Source organism: Miniphocaeibacter halophilus (assembly GCF_016458825.1).
In the GTDB taxonomy this organism is placed as follows: Bacteria; Bacillota; Clostridia; order Tissierellales; family Peptoniphilaceae; genus Miniphocaeibacter; species Miniphocaeibacter halophilus.
Genome location: NZ_CP066744.1, coordinates 825940 through 846661 on the forward strand (window position 1 = coordinate 825940; position 20722 = coordinate 846661).

At 28.9% G+C, this 20722-nt stretch carries 22 protein-coding genes; 8 read left to right on the plus strand and 14 right to left on the minus strand.

The features are described 5' to 3' along the window. Window positions 1-39: 39 nt before the first annotated feature. Together JFY71_RS04035 and JFY71_RS04040 are read right to left on the minus strand one after the other, a co-directional pair. Window positions 40-1149, minus strand: a complete 1110-nt coding sequence (locus JFY71_RS04035; RefSeq protein WP_243661765.1) for a sensor histidine kinase — start codon at window positions 1147-1149, stop codon at window positions 40-42. Then, entirely contained in the window at window positions 1137-1796 is a 660-nt protein-coding gene (locus JFY71_RS04040) for a response regulator transcription factor (protein ID WP_243661766.1), read from the minus strand. Before JFY71_RS04040 ends, JFY71_RS04035 begins: the two co-directional genes overlap by 13 nt. Before the next feature lie 180 nt (window positions 1797-1976). Here JFY71_RS04040 and JFY71_RS04045 point away from each other — a divergent pair, with 180 nt between their 5' ends. Next, window positions 1977-2987, plus strand: coding sequence for an aldose epimerase family protein (locus JFY71_RS04045; RefSeq protein ID WP_243661767.1), 1011 nt, complete (start codon window positions 1977-1979; stop codon window positions 2985-2987). Window positions 2988-3009: 22 nt separating this feature from the next. On the opposite strand, the gene proC is transcribed toward JFY71_RS04045, so the two are convergent. The 4 genes from proC to pepF form a co-directional block, all read right to left on the minus strand. Next, window positions 3010-3813: a pyrroline-5-carboxylate reductase gene (proC, locus tag JFY71_RS04050; RefSeq protein WP_243661768.1), complete on the minus strand. Its 804-nt coding sequence runs from the start codon at window positions 3811-3813 to the stop codon at window positions 3010-3012. 13 nt (window positions 3814-3826) lie between these two features. Then, on the minus strand, window positions 3827-5320 hold the full coding sequence (locus tag JFY71_RS04055; protein WP_243661769.1) for a 4Fe-4S dicluster domain-containing protein: 1494 nt from the start codon (window positions 5318-5320) through the stop codon (window positions 3827-3829). A 4-nt stretch (window positions 5321-5324) separates the two neighbouring features. Then, complete coding sequence (locus JFY71_RS04060) at window positions 5325-5609, minus strand: NAD(P)H-dependent oxidoreductase subunit E (protein ID WP_243661770.1); 285 nt, start codon at window positions 5607-5609, stop codon at window positions 5325-5327. Between the two features lie 114 nt (window positions 5610-5723). Further along, a complete protein-coding gene (pepF, locus tag JFY71_RS04065) occupies window positions 5724-7505 on the minus strand; it encodes an oligoendopeptidase F (RefSeq protein WP_243661771.1) in 1782 nt (593 codons plus the stop codon). Between the two features lie 139 nt (window positions 7506-7644). Here pepF and JFY71_RS04070 point away from each other — a divergent pair, with 139 nt between their 5' ends. Next, on the plus strand, window positions 7645-8880 hold the full coding sequence (locus JFY71_RS04070) for an aminopeptidase (protein WP_243661772.1): 1236 nt from the start codon (window positions 7645-7647) through the stop codon (window positions 8878-8880). Window positions 8881-9222: 342 nt separating this feature from the next. Here JFY71_RS04070 and JFY71_RS04075 read toward each other — a convergent pair whose 3' ends face one another. Continuing rightward, window positions 9223-9645 (minus strand): DUF3887 domain-containing protein, encoded by a 423-nt coding sequence (locus JFY71_RS04075; protein WP_243661773.1) that lies wholly within the window; start codon window positions 9643-9645, stop codon window positions 9223-9225. Continuing rightward, the gene (locus tag JFY71_RS04080; protein WP_243661774.1) at window positions 9626-10330 is read right to left on the minus strand and encodes a YhfC family glutamic-type intramembrane protease; all 705 of its coding nucleotides are present in this window, start codon (window positions 10328-10330) and stop codon (window positions 9626-9628) included. Before JFY71_RS04080 ends, JFY71_RS04075 begins: the two co-directional genes overlap by 20 nt. A gap of 159 nt (window positions 10331-10489) precedes the next feature. On the opposite strand from JFY71_RS04080, the gene JFY71_RS04085 reads away from it, so the two are divergent. From JFY71_RS04085 to JFY71_RS04100, 4 genes are read left to right on the plus strand one after another with little or no spacing between them, the layout of a single operon-like run. After that, window positions 10490-10825 (plus strand): PadR family transcriptional regulator, encoded by a 336-nt coding sequence (locus JFY71_RS04085; RefSeq protein WP_243661775.1) that lies wholly within the window; start codon window positions 10490-10492, stop codon window positions 10823-10825. Next, window positions 10825-10989 (plus strand): hypothetical protein, encoded by a 165-nt coding sequence (locus JFY71_RS04090; protein ID WP_243661776.1) that lies wholly within the window; start codon window positions 10825-10827, stop codon window positions 10987-10989. Before JFY71_RS04085 ends, JFY71_RS04090 begins: the two co-directional genes overlap by 1 nt. Next, the gene (locus JFY71_RS04095; protein ID WP_243661777.1) at window positions 10973-11518 is read left to right on the plus strand and encodes a hypothetical protein; all 546 of its coding nucleotides are present in this window, start codon (window positions 10973-10975) and stop codon (window positions 11516-11518) included. The genes JFY71_RS04090 and JFY71_RS04095 overlap by 17 nt, the downstream gene beginning before the upstream one ends. Window positions 11519-11576: 58 nt before the next feature. Next, a complete protein-coding gene (locus JFY71_RS04100; protein WP_243661778.1) occupies window positions 11577-12224 on the plus strand; it encodes an HAD family hydrolase in 648 nt (215 codons plus the stop codon). Between the two features lie 35 nt (window positions 12225-12259). On the opposite strand, the gene argF is transcribed toward JFY71_RS04100, so the two are convergent. From argF to JFY71_RS04130, 6 genes are all read right to left on the minus strand, one after another. Then, window positions 12260-13255 carry an ornithine carbamoyltransferase gene (gene argF, locus JFY71_RS04105; protein WP_243661779.1) on the minus strand — a complete coding sequence of 332 codons (996 nt, stop codon included), beginning with the start codon at window positions 13253-13255 and terminating at the stop codon, window positions 12260-12262. 9 nt (window positions 13256-13264) lie between these two features. Then, entirely contained in the window at window positions 13265-14479 is a 1215-nt protein-coding gene (arcA, locus tag JFY71_RS04110) for an arginine deiminase (RefSeq protein WP_243661780.1), read from the minus strand. Between the two features lie 123 nt (window positions 14480-14602). Further along, on the minus strand, window positions 14603-15508 hold the full coding sequence (locus JFY71_RS04115; RefSeq protein WP_243661781.1) for an ABC transporter substrate-binding protein: 906 nt from the start codon (window positions 15506-15508) through the stop codon (window positions 14603-14605). 40 nt (window positions 15509-15548) lie between these two features. Next, the gene (locus JFY71_RS04120) at window positions 15549-16154 is read right to left on the minus strand and encodes an ABC transporter permease (RefSeq protein ID WP_243661782.1); all 606 of its coding nucleotides are present in this window, start codon (window positions 16152-16154) and stop codon (window positions 15549-15551) included. Then, window positions 16151-16804 carry an ABC transporter permease gene (locus tag JFY71_RS04125; protein WP_243661783.1) on the minus strand — a complete coding sequence of 218 codons (654 nt, stop codon included), beginning with the start codon at window positions 16802-16804 and terminating at the stop codon, window positions 16151-16153. The genes JFY71_RS04120 and JFY71_RS04125 overlap by 4 nt, the downstream gene beginning before the upstream one ends. Next, window positions 16797-17921: a betaine/proline/choline family ABC transporter ATP-binding protein gene (locus tag JFY71_RS04130; protein ID WP_275955194.1), complete on the minus strand. Its 1125-nt coding sequence runs from the start codon at window positions 17919-17921 to the stop codon at window positions 16797-16799. The genes JFY71_RS04125 and JFY71_RS04130 overlap by 8 nt, the downstream gene beginning before the upstream one ends. A gap of 355 nt (window positions 17922-18276) precedes the next feature. On the opposite strand from JFY71_RS04130, the gene JFY71_RS04135 reads away from it, so the two are divergent. Together JFY71_RS04135 and licT are read left to right on the plus strand one after the other, a co-directional pair. Beyond that, window positions 18277-19662 (plus strand): CCA tRNA nucleotidyltransferase, encoded by a 1386-nt coding sequence (locus tag JFY71_RS04135; protein WP_243661784.1) that lies wholly within the window; start codon window positions 18277-18279, stop codon window positions 19660-19662. Window positions 19663-19884: 222 nt separating this feature from the next. Further along, window positions 19885-20718, plus strand: a complete 834-nt coding sequence (gene licT, locus JFY71_RS04140) for a BglG family transcription antiterminator LicT (RefSeq protein ID WP_243661785.1) — start codon at window positions 19885-19887, stop codon at window positions 20716-20718. The last annotated feature ends 4 nt before the right edge of the window (window positions 20719-20722 follow it).

Genomic DNA, 20722 nt, shown 5'->3' on the forward strand with positions numbered 1-20722 from the left:
ACCCTCCTTATATCTTAAGAAGAGTGTACTAAAGAATTTTCAATTATTTTCCAATTTTATTTTAAAAGAAACTTTCCCGCCATTTTTTGTGTTCTCTAATTTTAAATCACTATCGTAGTAGCTTAAAATATTATTTGAAATGTTAAGCCCTAATCCCATATTGCCCTTGTTTGGATTTTCTGTAAAAAATTGTGTCTTTCCATTTAATAAAGCTTCATTACTAAAGCCATTACCATCATCTAAAATCTCTACATAGATCATCTTGTTTTCTACCTTAAAATTAATTTCTATATTTTCCCTTGCAAATCTAATAGCATTATTAATAAGATTGTGCATCACTTCAGAAATTAAAATATCGTCAAAATAACAAGTAATTTTCTCTTTAGGATAGTTCCATACTAACTTCTTTCTGGATTCCAAGGCAGAATAATCCATAATTAAAATTTCTACAAATTCCCGTAATAATACATTTCTATTATTTACTTCTATAGTTTCAAGTTTTCTTAAACTTTCAAGTCTTTTTATATAATTTTCTATTCTTTTTATATTTTTATTTGTAGAAAGAAGCAAACTTTCAAAGCTTTCCTTATCATTTTTATCTATTAATTCCATCATTTCTACATTTCCTTTAACAACTGCTAAAGGATTTTTAATATCATGACCGAAATCTGTAATTTTTTTATCAAAAGCATCTTTTTCCTTAATTAAGCTGATTTTATTATCATTTAAATCACCAATAAAATCACTTAATCTATCATATAAAATATCCAGTTCATTATAGTTTTCTTCCTTGTAAACTTCCCCTGTTAATTCATGTAAATCCAATATAACATTATCTATTTTATCCTTATAAAACCTTCTAAAACCCAATAATGAAGAAATAATTATAGCTATTGAAACCACTATACTTCTGTGGTTTTTTAATATTTTATTCATTACTACTAATAACCTACTATTTTCTACTAATACATAGAATTCACTTGAATCATACCCTAGCAAAACCGCCTTTTCTATTTTCCCAAGCACCACGCTTAATATGGAAAAAATAAAAATAATTAATGTAAGTCCAATAAAGATATACACTAAATTATAAATAAAGAAACTCGTTTTTAACTTGTATTTTTTAGTTATTTCGTCTAGCCAATCCATTTATATCCTATGCCCCAAACCGTGGAAATATATTCCTCTTCGGTGAATTTTTTTATTTTCATTCTTATTTTTCTAATATGTTCTGCTATAACTGCAGAATCCCCAAAAGAATCATAGGACCAAAGACTGTCATAAATCCTATCCTTATCGAAAACCATATTGGGATTTAAAGAAAGTAACTCAAGAATATCAAACTCGGTCTTAGTCATAACTATTTCTTCCCCATTATATTTAACAGTCCTTGCGCCATAGTCAATTTCTAAACTATCACTTCCCTCTAACTTCCTTTCCTCTCTTTGCAAATTGGTGTAGACCCTTGCATAGAGTTCATTAAGGGAAAATGGCTTAACAATATAGTCCTCTGCTCCCAGCATAAGCCCTTTAACCTTATCGGATTCCGAATTTCTCGCTGTTAAAAACAATATTGGGGCATTTGTTTTATTCCTTATGGATTTACAAACCTCAAAACCGTCAATTTCCGGCATATTTATATCCAATAAAATAATATCAGGCTCCTTGCTGATTAAGTCTAAAATATTTTCTCCGGAAGTGGAAGTAATAGTGTCAAAATTCTTTAAAGTAAAAAACCTGTCTAACATTTCCACCATTTCAATTTCATCATCTATAATTAAAATTTTCTTATTCATATAATCACCATAATAAGTATATACTATAAATTTCAAGAATTTTCCAAGAAAATAGAAAAGTTCAATATAAATATTTCATTAAACTATAGTATTCTTTTAATATTTAATACAAAAATATTATATTAGTTTTTCATAAAATAATTTGATAATATATATGTAATACATAAAAAGGAGAAATACATGAATATAATAGAAAAATCCATTTTTTCTAAAGTATTGGAAAAAGAACTTGCTTTAATCACTTTAGAAAATGAAAACTTATTTGTAACTTTATCTAATTATGGTGCTATGATTACAAGTATAATAGTTAAAGCAAAAAATATAGATATTCTTCTAGGATGCAACACAATTGACGAATACATAAATCAGGATAAATATTTTGGGGCAACTATTGGAAGATATGCCAACCGTATAGAAAATGCAACCTTTGAACTGAACAATAAAATATATAATATTAGTCCAAATGAATCACCTAACCATTTACATGGGGGAACTAATGGATTTGACAAAAAGGCATGGAATTATGAAATAATTGATGATTCAGTTATATTTAATTATTTAAGTGAAAATATGGAAGAAGGATACCCCGGAAATTTAGATACTAAGGTTAAATATACCTTAAATGATTCTAATGAACTTCTAGTTGAATTTTATGCAAAATCCGATGCAGATACTATTGTTAACCTTACAAATCATTCATACTTTAATTTAAATGGAGAAAATAATAATAGTGTTAAAAATCATCTTGTAAAAATAAACTCTGATTTTATTACTGAAATAGATGAAAAAAATATACCTACAGGAAATTTAACCAATATACTTAATACCAACTTTGATTTTAAGGAAGAAAGAAGTATTGAGGACGCTTTAAATTTGTCAGAAACTATTATTTCCAAAGATTATGATCATAATTACGTCCTATTAGATAATAAGGAAGTTAAGGCAAGTATTTATTCCCCATCAACAAATATAAAACTTGAATTATCTACTAGTTATCCATGTATGCAGTTTTACACAGGCTCTTTCCTAAACAACTTTAAAGGAAAAACAAGAAATTATAATAACTTTTCCTCTATTTGTATGGAACCACAATTTGCACCTAATTCTATAAATATACCAAAATTTAAACAACCTATTTTAAGAAAAGAGGAAGAGTATTACGAGTTTATAAAATATAAATTCTCATTTTAAAAGCAAGCCAACGGCTTGCTTTCTATTTTTCTTCATTCATTTCCTTAAATCTATCTACTGTTTTTCCTATGCCTTTTATTATGCTACTTCTAAATCCATTATTTTCCAGTTCTATAACTCCTGCAATAGTTGTTCCTCCTGGTGAACAGACATTGTCTTTAAGTTCTCCCGGATGCCTGCTTGTTTCAAGAACCATTTTCGCTGCTCCCTCTACGGTTTTTGCAGCTAATTTATAGGAGTCCTTTCTGGATATTCCCTCTTTTACTCCAGCATCTGCCATAGCTTCTATTAGCATATAGATATAGGCAGGTCCTGAACCGCTAATTGCTGAAAGTCCACCCATTAATTCTTCTTTTATTATTACAGTTTCACCAAAACTATTTGTAAAGTTTATAATATCCTCTTTGTCGGAATCGGTCATATTATCTGAAAAACATAGTCCTGTTATTCCTGCATTAACCATTGCCGGTGTGTTTGGCATAGCTCTTGCAACTTTAATATTTTTGCCAAATAAATTCTGAATTTCTTTTATTGAAAAACTTGGAGTTATATTCATAATTATAGTATTTTCTGAAACGCTGTCTTTAATTTCCCCTATTATTTCAGCGTAGATATTTGGTTTTACTGCTAATACTATTACTTTAGATTTTTCTGCTACTTCTATGTTATCTTTTGCACTGGTCACTTTATATTTTTCAACTATTTCTTCCGGATTTTTGTTTTTTCTAAAAATAACTTCTGTGTTTTTTACATATTTATTTTTTAAGGCTCCAAAAAGCATGGCTTTTCCCATATTGCCTAATCCAATAAAACCTAATTTAAACATTTTACCACCTTATTTATTCAAAATCCAAGTTCATATTGTCCAATGGTAATTTAGATTTTGATTCTTTCATAAATTTCGCCAATTCACGTCTAACCCTTTGTGGTGAAGCTATTGTTCCTGCTCCTCCTATACATCCATTAGGACAAGCCATCCCCTCTAGTAAACAGCCTTTATATTTTCCGGCTTTTGCAATTTTTAACATCTTTATACAATCTTCTAAGGTTTCAGCATTTACTATTTCCACATTTTTACTAGGGTTTAGTTCATGTATTGTATCTTTTACTGCTTGTGCTACTCCTCCGGCTTGAGCATAGCCCCTTCCTGAAGAAGATGCATCATCTATTATACCATCAACTTCTATTTCTGATAATTCTATACCCTTTCCTACAAACATACCCATTAATTCTTCAAAGGTTATTACAAAATCTATATGTTTTTTTACTTTTTCTGTTAGTCCTTCCAGCTTTTTAGAAATACATGGCCCTATAAAAACCACTAAGGCTTCCGGATCTTTTTCCTTTATATACCTGCCTGTATATGTCATTGGTGTCGATGAGTCAGATATTTGACCAATTAATTCCGGAAACTCATTTTTTACCATTAAATACCATGAATGGCAGCAGCTTGTTCCCATAAATTCTATTTCTTCCGGAACTCTTTCTATATATTCTAAAGCCTCTTCCATTGTTGTAAAGTCAGCTCCAAGACCTACTTCCATTACATCTTTAAAGCCTAATCTTTTTATTCCTTCTTTTATTTGAATTGGTGAAGCTAAAGCACCAAATTGTCCAATAAATGAAGGAGCTACTTCTGCGTAGACATTTTTACCGGATTTTATTGCTTTAATTATTTGGTAAATCTGAGATTTGTCCGATATTGCACCAAATGGACACTCTGTAATACATCTACCACATGCTACACATTTATCCTGATTTATAGATGCCCTTCCTAAATAATCCGTTTCTATTGCCTTTACACCACATACAGATGCACATGGTCTATCGTACATAATTATTGCATTATAAGGACAGGCTTCTTTACATTTCCCACATTTTATACATTTTTCTTCATCTATTACAGCTTGATTTTTCTCTATTGTAATAGCATTTTTAGGACAAACATGAGAACATGGATGGGCTAAACATCTTCTGCAGTTATTTGTTACATAGTATGTTTTAGTTGGACAGGATTCACAAGCAAAAGGTATAACATTGATTAAGGGTTCTTCAAAAATTCTATGGTCTACATCTACACTTTCTATTCCATCTGTTATTGCCCCTAGATCTGAAGCTTGCCTTAATTTTAATCCTAATCCCAGTCTTAAACGCTCACTTACAATGGCTCTTTCTAAAAAAATACTATCTCTGTAGTTTGCAACTTCTCCCGGCAATATTCTATATACTGCTTTTCCAAGTTCTTCTAAAGGAGTGTCACTATAAGCCATTTTAGCTATTTCAGAAAAGACCTTAAGTCTTATATTATTAATATCAAAATAGGTTTCTTTCATCTTCTTACATTAATCCTTTAAAATCATATACTTTAAATATTTCTTCTAAAATTTTATCATTATTGGCATTTTCAATAATTTCTCCATTTATGTAAACAACAGGTGATGCATCGTAAGCACCTTTACAATTTCTTCTGCATTTTATTGGGATAACTTCTATTTCTTCTATTTCTACTTCTGCTTCTTCTGCTCTTTCTCTCATATTTTCTGCCCAATCTTCAAAATAATCTAAGATATTCATTGCACTCATCATTGTACAAGATGAGCCTACACATATTTCTATTTTCATAACTCCCCCTAATAGTTAATTTTTTAATATATTATTGTATTTAAGTATATCATAGCCAATATATAATTTACAAAACACAAAATACAGGATTTATATTTTGTATTTTGTCTTAACCTATATACTATCTACTAAACTTTCAATGTACTTAATTGCATTTCTTAAAGGTTTCTCTGTAGTAATATCCACTCCTGCTTTTTTTGCCAATTCTATACTATTTAATGTGCCTCCGGATTTTAATACTTCAATCCATTTTTCAGCTATTTCTTCTCCCTTTTCTTCAATTAATCTACTTACTTCCGTTCCTATAGTAAGACCTGCAGAATAGGTATAGGAATAAAGTCCACTATAATAGTGAGGTTGCCTCATCCAAGTTAGTTCTGCACCTTTTGTAATTTCAACATCAGGTCCCCAAAATTCCTCTAAGACCTTTCTATAAATTGCTGATAAATCATCTGCACTAAAGGATTTTCCCTCATCTATTAGCCTGTATACCTCTCTTTGATAGGCTGCTTCCAGTAAATGTGTAACAAAGTTATGATAATAGGTTCTGGAAATTATTTGAGACCTTAAATATTTCTTCTCCTCTTCATCTCTAGCATTATTTACTAAATATCGCCCCATTATTAACTCATTTGTCGTAGATGGAGCTTCAATAAAATACATGGATACATCTGTATTTAAGATATTTTGATACTTATTTGTTAAATTAAAATGACCTGCATGACCTAATTCATGGGCAAGTACCATTGCTTCTGTCATTTTACCAGTCCATGAAATCAATATAAAAGAATTTTTACCATAGGGACTAGCACAAAATGCTCCTGTAGATTTTCCATAGTTATTAACATAGTCAATCCATCTATTATTAAAAGCATCTTTTAAAATGTTTTTATATTCATTTCCTAAAACAGATAGGCCATCTTCAACTAGCTTCCTAGCATCTTCAACAGAAATAACCTTATCAAAAGCTTTATTAGTGTCAATTTTTAGATCCATATAGGTGACCTTATCTAACTTGTTTCTTTCTCCAATGATTTTCGCATATTTTCTCATTACCGGAGCTAACTCTTTCATTATTATGTCTATTTGCCTATTATATAATTCCTCTGAAACTCTTTGTTTATGTAAAAGATACTCTGTTGTAGAGTTAAATCCTCTAATTTCAGCTATTGCCTTATCTTTTTGACAATGGGCTAAATAAGTTGCAGCTGTAGAATTTTTGTATTTTTCTAAAGTTTCAGAAAAAACTTTAAAAGCTTGTCTTCTTATTTCAATATTATTATGATTTTCATACATACCTTCAAAGAGGTTATAGCTTAGTTCGTACCCTTTTCCATTAACATAAAAGTTAGGAAATTCAATATCCTGTAATTTTATAGAATTATAAATTCCAGAAAATGAATTTAAGCTTCCGTTTAATTTTTTTAGTGTTTTCTCTGTTTCCACTGATTTTAGATATGGCTTTTCTTCAATTAATCTTTTTATATACGATGAATATTCCTTGTTTTTGGCTGCTTCTTCTAAAATTTCTACATCATTACTTAAAATTTCAACTTCTAAAAAACCAATTTCAGTCATAATATCATCATAAATCTCAGTGGCTTTAATACTTTCCTTATAATTTTTCATATTTCCATAATCTACAGAAAGAGAAAGACTTGCATAAGATGTAATTAAGTCTAATTTTTCTAGTATAACTGAATAATCTTTTAAAGAATTTATAATTACTTCTACACTACTTAATTTCCCCTGATAATTTTTAACAAATTCTTCTACTAATTCCTTCAAAGCTCTAATATCTTTTTCATATTCAGCTTCATTTTTGTATATTAAGGAAAGGTCCCATGTATATTTTTTATTAACTTCCTCTCTATTTACTAAATTTAATATGTCCATAATTTCCTCCTAACTTAATAGTTATACTTTTTCTCTTAAATTATATAATGTTTTAAGATGATTGTATATTTTTTATCTATTATTGGGTTTTTTTGAAATATTTATCTATTTTAATGTTATAATCTTTTTGAGGTGAAATATGAATAATTTAGAAACAAATTTATTAAAATATGCTGACTTAGTTGTAAGTAAAGGCATAAATATACAAAAAAATCAGCCAGTAGTAATTAGCTGTCCAATTGAAAGAGCTGACTTTGCTAGAGCATTAGCAAGAAAATCCTATGAAAAGGGAGCTTCTGAAGTAATTGTAAATTGGTTAGATGATGAATTAACATTATTAAAATATGAAAATGCTCCTATGGATGTCTTTGAAGAATATCCACAATGGGCAGTAGATAAAAGCAAATATTATTATGAAAAAGGTGCTGCTATTATTTCCGTTTCAGCAACTGATCCAGAGCTACTAAAGAATGTTGACCCTACTAAAATAGCTACTTATAACAAGGTTGCTTCTCTTGCTAATAAGGAAAATATGAAATATACAATGAATGACATAAACTCATGGTGTGTTGTCTCAGTTCCTACAAAAGGTTGGGCAAAAAGGGTATTCCCTAATCTTGAAGAAGATAAGGCAGTAGAAAAATTATGGGAGGCAATTTTTTACACTACAAGGGTAGACAAGGAAAACCCAATAGAAGAATGGAACAAACATGTAGCCGAGATGGATAAAAATGCAAGTTTTTTAAATGAAAAGAAATTTGTAAAATTACATTATAAAAATTCTAAGGGAACAGATTTAGAAGTTGAATTACCAAAGGGGCATATTTGGCTTTCTGCAGGTAGCACAAACTCTAAAGGCACTGTCTTTATTGCAAACATGCCAACAGAAGAGGTATTTACCCTACCTAAAAAAGACGGAGTGAACGGAAAATTATTTTCTACCAAACCATTAAACTACGGCGGAAATATTATAGATGAAATGGAATTTACCTTTAAAGATGGTAAGGTTGTAGAATATGATGCAAAAATTGGAAAAAAATATTTAGATGATATGTTTGCAGTAGATGAAAACGGAAAATATTTAGGAGAAGTAGCTTTAGTGCCTTATGACAGTCCTATTTCAAATTCAAATATATTATTTATAAATACATTATTTGATGAAAACGCATCTTGTCATTTTGCTTTTGGAAAAGCATATCCAACTTGTCTTGAAGGTGGAACAGAAATGACCGATGAAGAATTAAAGGCCCATGGAGTAAACGACGCTTTAATCCATGAGGATTTCATGGTTGGCTCCAGTGATTTATCTATTATTGGAACAAGAGAAAATGGTGAAGAAATAGAAATATTCAAAGACGGTAACTGGGCAATATAAGCTAGTAACACAAAAGACGAGATGAAAAATCTCGTCTTTTTTAAAAGGAAGTTGTATATGAAAAAGTTTATTAACTTTAAATATATAATACTTGTATTTGCTTAAAGTATTCTTAAAAAAACACCTATAAAATCTATCTTTGATATTTTGTAGATATTGTAATAATTTAACTAATTATATTAATTTTTCCCTATTATCTACATTTTCGTTGAAGCTCATAACTATATCCACTAAAATTCCATTATTTAAAATTGAACCTATGTAAGTAAGATTAACCTATTATTATTGGAATGTAATTCATATTAATCTACCATATATTTAAATATTCTCTTAGACTAATATTTATTTTATAAAGATATTTATAAGCTTATATTCTTCATCGAATCCTAAAGTATAAACAGCCTTTTCATTTTCATACTTAACTACATACTGAATAGTAGCATATGTATTCCCATTTTCTTCTTGCTCTATAATATCATATTTTTCATACTCTTTAAATTTACCTAATTTATCTAAAATCTTACTTATTTCTTCCATGGGTTTATAATATTCTTCATACGTAACTGTAGTTTTTATTAAATCGGAAATATTATCATTATATATTTTTTCATAGTCCCTATTGTTAACTAGTTCAATAATATTCTGTGCCTTGCTTTTTACCTCATCTTCCTTAAATTTCTTCAATTCAAACTTTTTTTCACATCCTACTAAAACAAGTAACACCAGACCTACTAATAAAATAAATTTAACTTTCGTATTTTTCATAACTTTCCTCCCTTTCTAACTTTCTTAATAAATACCTTGCAAATATTAACAATATTATTGCCAAAATTAAAGCTACTATTTCTGAAAGAACAATCCTATTTAGAACATTTGCCAAATAAGTGAATATAAAATTATACATTCCATGAATTATTATGGAGATTAACCACCAAACCTTTTTGTTTTTTCTAATTCCATAAAACACTAAAATTGTAGCTGAAATGTGGAATATAATAGCTGAGACCCTTTCTAAAATTCCCAAATAGACTTGTAAGTTATCTAAGAATAATAGATTATATCTGTAACTTAAAATCGGTAGCAAAGTATAAATTACAGCTTCAATCCCTCCATGTCCTAAACCAAATGAAATAGGTGAATAAATATTTTTTTCTTTCTTTAATATTGTTTTATATGCAATAAACCTTGCTGTTTCCTCAAAAATCCCGGCTGTAAAAGAAAGAAATATAATATAAGGCATTAAATTTGAAAACAAACCTGTTCTAAAAATAGTTGTTTTAGTCTGTAATAAATTTAAAATAGGTAGCCTTGTAAATGTTTGAGATATTAGAAAGGCAAAAATTCCTACAATAAAATTTCTCAACCTTACTTTCTTTTTACGATTTAAAGTAATTACTACAATTATCGGAATTATAAATATCACCAACAACGATAAAACCAGCCCAATCATAACAATCCTCCTTTGTATTATGTTGAGTAATGCAAACTCTTTATTGTATTATATCTAATAGTACAATAAAGAGCAAATTAATTTTATTTTACTTGACCTGTCGTAGTAAAAATGCTATATTAGAATTACTACGACAGACATAGTAGTTTGGAGGTAGAAATGATATCAAGTGATGTTATGCGTGGTTTTAACGATTTATTAATTCTTTCTATTCTCAAAAAAAATGATTCCTATGGTTATGAAATATCAAAAAAAATTTCTCATATAGCTAAGAATAGCTATTCTCTAAAGGAAACAACTTTGTACTCCGCCTTTTCCAGACTGGAGAAAAACGGCTACATTGCAGGATATGAATCAGATAAAACCTTTGGAAGAAAAAGAACTTACTACACCTTAACAAATGAGGGGAAAAAATATTTGGATTTTAAAATCAAGGAATGGGAAGAGATTAAAGAAGTAATGGAATTGTTTATTAATTATTTGGAGGAAGTATAATGGAAGTACTAAAAACTTATATTGAAAATATTTTTTCTTCATATAAGGAAGATGAAAAATCTATAAGAATTAAAAATGACATTTTAACTCATATGGAAGATGAATATGAAGATTTAATTTTAAATGGTAAATCGTCGGAAGAAGCTGTTGGAATTATTATCTGAATTAGAATTAAAAAACAGCGATGAAAATATAACCTTATCTAAGGAAGATTTAGAAACAGTAGAAGAATATAAGAAATTTTCTACTATTTTCCCTATAGTTATTGCAGCAGGTATTATTTTTTATATACTAGGAGTTGGAGTAACAGGTGGCTTGTCCTTTATGTTGCCTAAGTCCTTTCTGCCTTTTATCTTCTTTTCTTTTGTAGCTGCTGGCACAGGTCTTCTCGCTTTCGCTGGTATAAAGAAAAATTATTTTATAGATTATTTTAAATCTAAAGGTTTAACTCAATACTATGATGTTGAAGAATATGGTCCACCTGTTGATTCTAAAAATAAAAAATATTATAGAAGAAAAAAATCCTTAGGCTTATTTGAAGATATAATGTGGATTGTAATAGTAATAATATACCTATATCTTGGCTTTTTTAAGGGACTTTGGCATCCGGGGTGGATAGTATTTCTAATAGGTACTATAATGTCAATTATAATTAAAATTGCAATTGAACATTCTGCTAATAACGACATATAATTCCCAATAAATGCAAATAAAATATAAATAGTATATAATATTACATTAGGAGGGATTTATGAGAAAAGTAGCAATTTTTGATATGGACGGAACAATTATAGACTCTATGAAAAAATGGTCAACGGTTTTAGATGACTATTTAACTGACATTGGCTTAAAACTAGATCCTGATTATAGAAAATCATTAAACAGCAAACCTATGAAAGAAATTTTAGATAAAGTTCATAATGATTTTAATATACAAGGGACTCCTACAGATTCCTTTAATAATATTATGGAAATTATGAGATATAACTATTTAAATACATTTTCTTTAAAACCTGGCGTAAAAGATGCCCTAGATGAATTAATGGATAAAAATATTAAAATGGCAGTTGCTACAGCTACTCCTGAACGAGTTGCTATAGATGCTATTAATAAGCAGGGTTTAGAAAAATATTTCGAATTTATTCAAACCTGTGATAATGTAAATTTAATGAAGTTTCAACCGGAATATTGGAATATAGCTGCAAAAAACCTAGACTCTTCAATAGAAAATTCTATTGTTTTTGAAGATGCACTATACTGTATAGAAACCGTTAAAAAAATGAACGGTGGAATAGTTGCAATTGCAGATGAGTCAGCTAATTCTGATAAGGAAAAAATAATAGCTCTTTCAGACCATTATATAGAGCATTATGATGAGTTAAATTATGATATTTTTTAACATTTAAAGGGACTTTCAATTGAAAGTCCCTTTTTTTATTTTCCAATTGTCGCCACCATTATAGCTTTTATTGTATGCATTCTATTTTCTGCTTCATCAAATACTTTTGAATATTTACTTCTAAATACTTCATCCGTTACTTCCATTTCCTCTAATTCAAAATTATCGTAAACATCTTGTGCCACAGTAGTATTTAAGTCGTGAAAACTAGGTAGACAGTGTAAAAATATTACGTCTTCATTTTTAGTTCTTTTAATCATATCCATATTAACTTGATATGGTTTCAGCTGGTCTATTCTTTCCTTAAATTTATCTTCCTCTCCCATAGAAACCCAAACGTCTGTATATATTACATCTGCGTTTTCAACATTGTCTAAGTTTTCAGTTAAAGTAATTTTACCACCTGTTGTTTTATTTACTTCTTCCATTTCTTTTACTAATTTTTCAGATGGCCATAATTCTTTCGGAGCTAGTGCAACAAAGTCCATTCCCATTTTAGATGCTCCTACTAGTAATGAATTTCCCATATTATTTCTTGCATCACCAACATAAACGAATTTAACTTTGTTTAATGGTTTATTTACATATTCCTTAATGGTTAAAAAGTCAGCTAATATTTGTGTTGGATGGTAAAGGTCAGTTAGTCCATTCCAAACAGGCACAGGTGAGTTTTTTGCTAATTCTTCTACTGTTTTATGATTAAAACCTCTAAATTCAATACCGTCATAGAAGCGAGAAAGAACTTTTGCAGTATCTTCCACAGATTCTTTTTTACCAAATTGGCTATCTGCCATACCTAGAAAGGTAGAATAGCCTCCTTCGTCTGCACAAGCAACTTCAAATGCACATCTAGTTCTGGTAGATGTTTTTTCAAATAATAAGACTATATTTTTTCCTTCTAGTAAGTCACCTTTTATTCCTGCTCTTTTCTTATTTTTTAAATCTTTTGAAAGATTTAATAAGTATTCAATTTCTTCTGATGTAAAATCTTTTAACGTTAAAAAATCTCTTCCTTTTAAATTTATTGGCATAATTTCCTCCTATATTTCTTCTCTAATTATCGGCATGGACATACATCTTGGTCCTCCACGTCCTCTTGATAATTCACCTGATTTAATTATATGTAATTTTACTCCATTTTCTTCTAATTCTCTATTAGTTGCAGTATTTCTATCATAAACAATAACTTCCCTTGGTGCAATTGCCAATGTATTTGAACCATCACTCCATTGTTCTCTTGCTGCGTCAACTTTACTACTTCCTCCACAAGGAATTAATTTCACATTATCCTTTTTTAAATATTGCCCCAGTATATTTTCTAAAAACCCTTTTTCTGTATTTACTTTTAGTTCTCCATTATTACTAGAAATTGAATAAACTGTAATATTTTTCTCTATTGTTGAATGAATAGTAAAAAGATCTTTGTCAATCATCGTAAAAACAGTATCTAGGTGCATAAATTCTCTTTTTTTAGGCAAAACAAACGCTAAAACCGTTTTAAAGGATGAGTTTATATTAAATAGGTTTTTACAAAATTCTTCAATGGCTTTTGGATTGGTTCTTTGTGATATTCCAATACAAATTAAATCTTTAGACAATACTAATATATCTCCACCTTCTATTGAATGCCTGTAATTCCTATTATAAAGTAAATTTACATCTTTAAAATCCCTATGATATTTAAGGATATATTTTCCAAATAATGTTTCTCTATTTCTGGTCTTACTCCACATTTTATTTAAACTTACATGGTTACCTACAAATGTAAAGGGATCTCTAATAAAGTATAGGTTAGGCATAGGTTTAGTTATAAATTTCAAATTACTGGAAACCAGTTCACAAAGACTGTTCTTACTTGTATTCTTTATTTCTTCTCTTCTTGTTCCCTCCATTAATTTTAATACAAGTTCTTTTTCATCTTCAAAGGAAGCAAGATACTGCCTTAATAAACTTTTTTCCTTTTCTATGTCTATACTATTTTCAAGAATATATTCCTCTATTAACTCTTCTTTTATATTCCTGTCTTTAATAATTTCAGCAACTAAGTCCTCTAAATACACAACTTCTATATGATTATCTCTTAGCACTTTAGAAAAATAATCATGTTCTTTCTGTGCTTCCTTCAAATAAGGTATTTCATCAAATAATAATTCATCCATTAGTTCCGGAATTAAATTATTCAATTCCCTACCTGGTCTATGGAGCATAACTTTTTTCAATTTACCTATTTCCGAAAAAATATTTATATTATTCATATTAACCTCTTTTCACTATTATAATTATAATGAAATAGCTATATTATGTCTATAAAAAATATAGAGCAGAAAATCAAATATTCTGCTCTGTCATAATTAGTTTATTTTTTATTTATGTACTGATTATTTGTTAAGACCTTCTTCTTTTATAAACTCCCTTGCTACTTCTTCAGGTGTTCTTCCCTCTACATCTATTTCATAATCAAGCTCTTGCATTCTAGTATCGGTAATACGATTTTCTAATAAATCTAAAACTTCGACTAATTCCTCATTTTCTTCTAATAGATCATTTCTACATATTGGAGCTCCATAATATGGTGGGAATAATTCTTTGTCATCTTCCAATACGACCATATCATATTTTTTTAATAGTGAATCTGTAGCATAGACTACAATAACATCTAGTTTGTTTTGTTCTATTGCATCATATAGTAAAGAAGTGTCCATTTTTAATGCTTCTTTAAAATCCAGCTCATACAAGTCAGCCATTGCATCGTAGCCATCTGCTAATCTTGTATAGAATATATGATTTGCTCCAAACCTTAAACTTGAAGATATATCCTTTAATTCACTTGTTTTAGTTATATTATTTTCTTCAGCTTTGGTACGTAACATACCTAGGGCAAAAGTATTATTGATTCCTATAGGTTTAAACATAGTAATATCATGTTCTTCGTATAATTTTTCTTTAGAAATATTATAAATTTCCTCTCCACTCATTCCTGTGCTATCAGGAAGTTTTAATATTTCATTGTAGGCTGTTCCCGAATATTCAACATAAATATCTATTTCTTTTTTTTCTAAAGCAGGAAAGCATATAGAAGTTCCTCCTAAATTTTGTTTTCGTATTACTTTTAAATCGGTATGTTCTTCAATTAATTGGGAATAGATTTCACTTAGTAATATATTTTCAGTAAATTGCTTAGATGCTACTGTTATTTCTTTCTTGCCTCCATTACAGCTACTTATTGTAACAGTAATAAACAATAAACAAATTACTAGTAGAATCTGTTTTTTAAATTTTCTCATTTCCTTCTCCTCTCTAATATTATTTATATAAATTAATTACCTACTTACTTCTTCTACTAATACGCTTTTCTAATATTGAAAGTAAAATATCGAACATTATGGCCAGTAAGGACACTGGAATAGCTCCCGACAACATCATTTTCATATTTCTAGTTTGAATTCCTCGCCAAATTAACATTCCTAAGCCTCCTGCTCCTATAAGTACACCTGTTGTAGCTATACTTAATGCTGATATTAAGGCCAATCTAACTCCCGATAAAATCACAGGCATAGCTAAGGGCAGCTCTAATTTAAAATAAATTTGCATTTCCGTCATACCTATCCCTCTACCAGCACGGATTACTCCCTTATCTACCTCTTTTATTCCCGTGTAAGTATTTCTAACAATTGGAAATAAAGAGTATAGAAAAATTGAAAATATAACCGTTGAATTATTAAGACCAAATATTAACATTAGGAAAGTGAACATAGCTAATGTTGGAACCGTTTGAATTATGTCAACAATTGTAAAAATTATTTGGGATATGGTTTTATGTTCTCGTAAAAGAGATCCTATTGGAATACCTATTAAACATCCAAAAAAAATACCTGTAAAAACTATTCGCAAATGTACTAAAAGTGCATTACCAATGTCTGAAAAATTCATTTTCTATTCCTCCTTTTTCCATGGCTGAACTCTCTTGCACGTTTTTCAGCTAAAGTAAGAAGTAGATTGGCAATTAATGCTAATATAGTTGCCGGTAAAGCACCTGCAAAAATCATATTATAATTATAGGCTTGTAAACCTGACCAAATTAGATCTCCTAGTCCACCGGCCCCTATAAAAGCTGATAAAGTTGCCCAGCTTATTATATATATAATTGATATACGTATTCCTGTAATAATTGATGGTAAAGCCAAAGGAATTTGAATATTAATTAACATTTCATGGCGATTCATCCCCATTCCTCTAGCAGCCTTAATGTACTTAGGTTCTATTGTGTTTATTCCTGTATATGTATTTCTCATTATTGGCAGTAAAGAATATAAAAACAATACTGCAACTGCCGGTACAAAACCTAAGCCTAATATAATCATGGCAAATCCTAATAAAACTAAACTTGGAATCGTATTGATTACATTAAAAATATTAAGAACGATATTAGCAATTTTTTTATTTCTTGTAAGCAGTATTCCTACCGGTAAAGCTACGGCTATTCCAAGGCTTAATGCTACAATGCTTATTAGCAAATGCTGTCCTATGGCCTTTCCAATCATATTTTTATTAGCTATTATAAAAGATAGAAAGCTACTCATTACTATCCTCCTTCCAAACCACATGGGCTAATGACTTAACCATACTGGTTTTTGTTACTATTCCTAAAATATGACTTCCTTCGTCAACAACTGTTAATATATCAAGGTTTTGTTCATCAAATAAATCAAAAGCTTTTTTAGCCGGTTCTTCCGGACCAATAGTCGGCATTTTATCGAGTTTCAAATCACTAACTTTTAACCCTGGTTGAACTTGTTTCATAATATCTTCAATTCCTAAAAAACCTAGCAGTCTATTTTTATCATCTACGACTATTAATGTAGATACTCCTCTTTTTTCCATAAGGGAAATACTACGTTCCAATCCCATATTTACCGATACTTTAAAAACATTTTTACGCATAATGTCTTTTACTTTGTCTATTTGACTTTCATATATTCGATGCTTTCCTATAAATTGTTCAACAAATTTATTTCTAGGATTAGATAACAGTTCATCCGGTGATGCAGATTGAACTATTTCTCCATCCTTAATAATTACTATAATATCTGCAATTTTTATAGCCTCATCCATATCATGAGTGACAAAAATTATAGTCTTTTTTAAATTCTTTTGAAGTTTTTTAATTTCATCTTGTAGGTTTTCTCTTATAATAGGATCCAATGCTCCAAAGGGTTCGTCCATTAAAATCAATGGTGGTTCTGCTGCTAATGCCCGTAAAACCCCTACTCTTTGTTGTTGTCCTCCTGACAAATCTGCCGGATATCGATTTAAATAGGTATCTGGATCCATACCTACCATTTCTAATAATTCTATAGTTCGATTTTTCCTTTTTTCTGAAGGCCATCCTAATAGTTTAGGTACTATTTCAATGTTTTGTTCTATTGTCATATGTGGAAACAATCCGATTTCTTGAATAACATACCCTATTTTTTTTCGTAGTTCTACTGGATTCATCGTTTGTATATCCACGCCTTCCAGGTAAATTTTACCTGAAATCGGGTTAATTAATCTGTTAATCAATTGTAATATAGTAGTTTTCCCACAACCGGATGGGCCTACTAAAGTAACTAATTGGCCTTCCTCCACTTCAAAATTCAAATTTTTAATTACTACATTATCACCATAGGCCATAGTAACGTTTTCAAATTTTATCAATTATTTCACCTCTACTTTTAATTAATTTATAGGACTAATATATTTGTAATTTTATAATATACTAGTCTAACACTTGTATTAAGTATAACAAATAACTGTTTTTACACTCAACTAAATCTTTAAATTTACATGTTTTTAATATGAAAATATAAAAAAATATATATATTTATTCCTCTAATAAAATCAAATTTAATATTATTATTTTTAACTATTACATCTAATACTTACTCAATCAAAGAAAATATTTCTTTAGGTAAAATTCAATTTTTCAAACGCTAACAGTTTTTAAATGTTTATATTTTGTCCCCTTGTATAATTGGGTATATAAAATATATAAGGGTACAAGGAGTTTACAATGATTAGAATATCTCGTTTAGCTAAAATTGTAGTTAATGAATTAACTGAAAACGGCTTTAAGGCTTATCCTGTTGGCGGATGCATAAGGGATTCCCTTCTTGGTAAAATACCTCATGACTGGGATATTACAACCAACGCTAGGCCGGATGAGATACTTGAAGTTTTTAAAAATTATAAAACTTTAGATATTGGTAGAAAATTTGGAACTATTTCTGTTGAAGTAGACGACCATTTTGTAGAAGTTACAACTATGAGAAAAGAATCGGACTATGCCGATGGTCGTCATCCAAGTTCTGTCATATTTTTTGACGATATTTATGAGGATTTAAATCGTAGGGATTTAACTATTAATGCAATGGCCTACGATATTTATTCCAAAACTTTAATTGATCCTTTTCGCGGACAATTAGACTTAAAGAAAAAAATAATTAGAACTGTTGGCGAACCTGAAGTTCGATTTAGTGAAGATGCTTTAAGAATTTTAAGGGCAATTCGCTTTTCAGCACAACTTGATTTTAGAATAGATTACAAAACCTTATATAATATAGCAAAATATTCCTATCTTTTAAAAAACGTAGCTACTGAAAGAATTAAGGTAGAACTTGATAAAATTTTAATGGCAGATAATTATCCGGCTTTACGAAATTTATATAATACCGGAATATTTAAAGTCCTGTTTCCTCCTATAGACAAAATGTTTAAAACTACACAAAACAGCACCTATCATGTCTACAATGTTGGTGACCACGCTCTTATGTCCGTCTTAAATATCTCTGGAGATATAGATTTAAAATATACTATGTTATTACACGATATTGGTAAGATTGTTACTAAGACTACCGTTAATGGACATGACCATTTCTATGACCATGCCCAATATTCTGTTGCTATTGCAAATAAAATTTTAAAAAAATTAAAATTTCCAACAAAAAGTATTAATCGAATTTTAAAATTAATAGAATGTCATGACACTATTCTCTCTACTAGATTTAGAAGTATGAATAAGTTTATAGTCGATAAAGAATTCTCCTATGAGGACATGGAAGATTTAATAAAAGTCCAACTAGCTGATAATTTAGCACAAAACCCTATGAGATTAGGCTCTTTCTATATATTTGATGAAATATTAGAAAAATATAAAGAAGTTTTTAATGGTCCTCATAAAATTAAAGATTTAGCCGTTAACGGAAATCATATGAAAATGCTAGGTTATGAAGGAGAAAGTATAAAAAAAGTACTATCTTATCTATTAAAGCAGGTTATTGCAAACAATGAATTAAATAATGAAGAAAAATTAATGATTATTGCATCAAAATCATATAAACAATTTCAAAAACAAGAAAATATACAAGAAAGAAAAAAACAAGAAAGTAATCCTGTTTAAAAAAATATATTTTAACAATCCTTAATATACTTGAATTTAAAGAGTAAAATTAAAATATTTTTGTTTTAATTTATAATAGGTTTTATTGACAATTATTTTTTTCTGTGCTATTGTTTAATTAAGTTAATATTAAGGATAGTTATTGCGTAGCAAGCTAAACCTATTTACAGGAGTATTTCGTAGTCCTGTGGATAGGTTTTTTTGTTTTTAGGAGTGCACACCATGAGAATAAGTAAAATTTTAAACAATAACGCCGTTATTTCAAAAGATAAAAACAACAATGAAATAGTTGTTATGGGAAAAGGGTTAGCCTTTAAAAAAAGAGTAGATGATTTTCTTGATGACAATCAAATAGAAAAAACTTATATTTTTTCACCGGAAAATACAAAGGAAATTATAAAACTATTTTCCAGTATACCCGATGTTTATATTGAAATAACATCAAATATCATAAGTTTAGCAGAAACAACTTTAAATAAAAACTTAAGTAAAAATTTATATATTTCTTTAACAGATCATATTTATAGTGCTGTTTCCCGCTTTGAAGAAGGAATTTCTTTTACAAACCCCCTTCTTTGGGATATAAAAAGATTTTATATAAATGAATATGAAGTAGCTTTAGAAGCTTTAAATATAATTAATGAAAAAATAAACATAGAACTTCCTGAAGATGAAGCCGGTTTTATTGCATTACATATTGTAAATTCACAACTTGAGCAAAATGAAAATGCTGTATATGAAATAACTAATATTATGCAGGAAATTCTAAAGATAGTAAGGCTTCATTTTGGAATAGATTTTGATGAAGATTCTATAAATTATTATAGGTTTATAACTCATTTAAAATTTTTTGCTCAGAGAATTTTAAATAAAAATGCTTATGAGGATGATAAGGTCGACGATTTATATCTTATTATAAAAAACAATTATCCGGAATCTTACAGCGCTGTTGAAAAAATTAGGGAATTTATTAAGAGTAAATATAAATATACTCTCAATAATGAAGAAGAGTTGTATTTAACTATTCATATTGAAAAAGTAGTAAATAAAAAATAGGAGG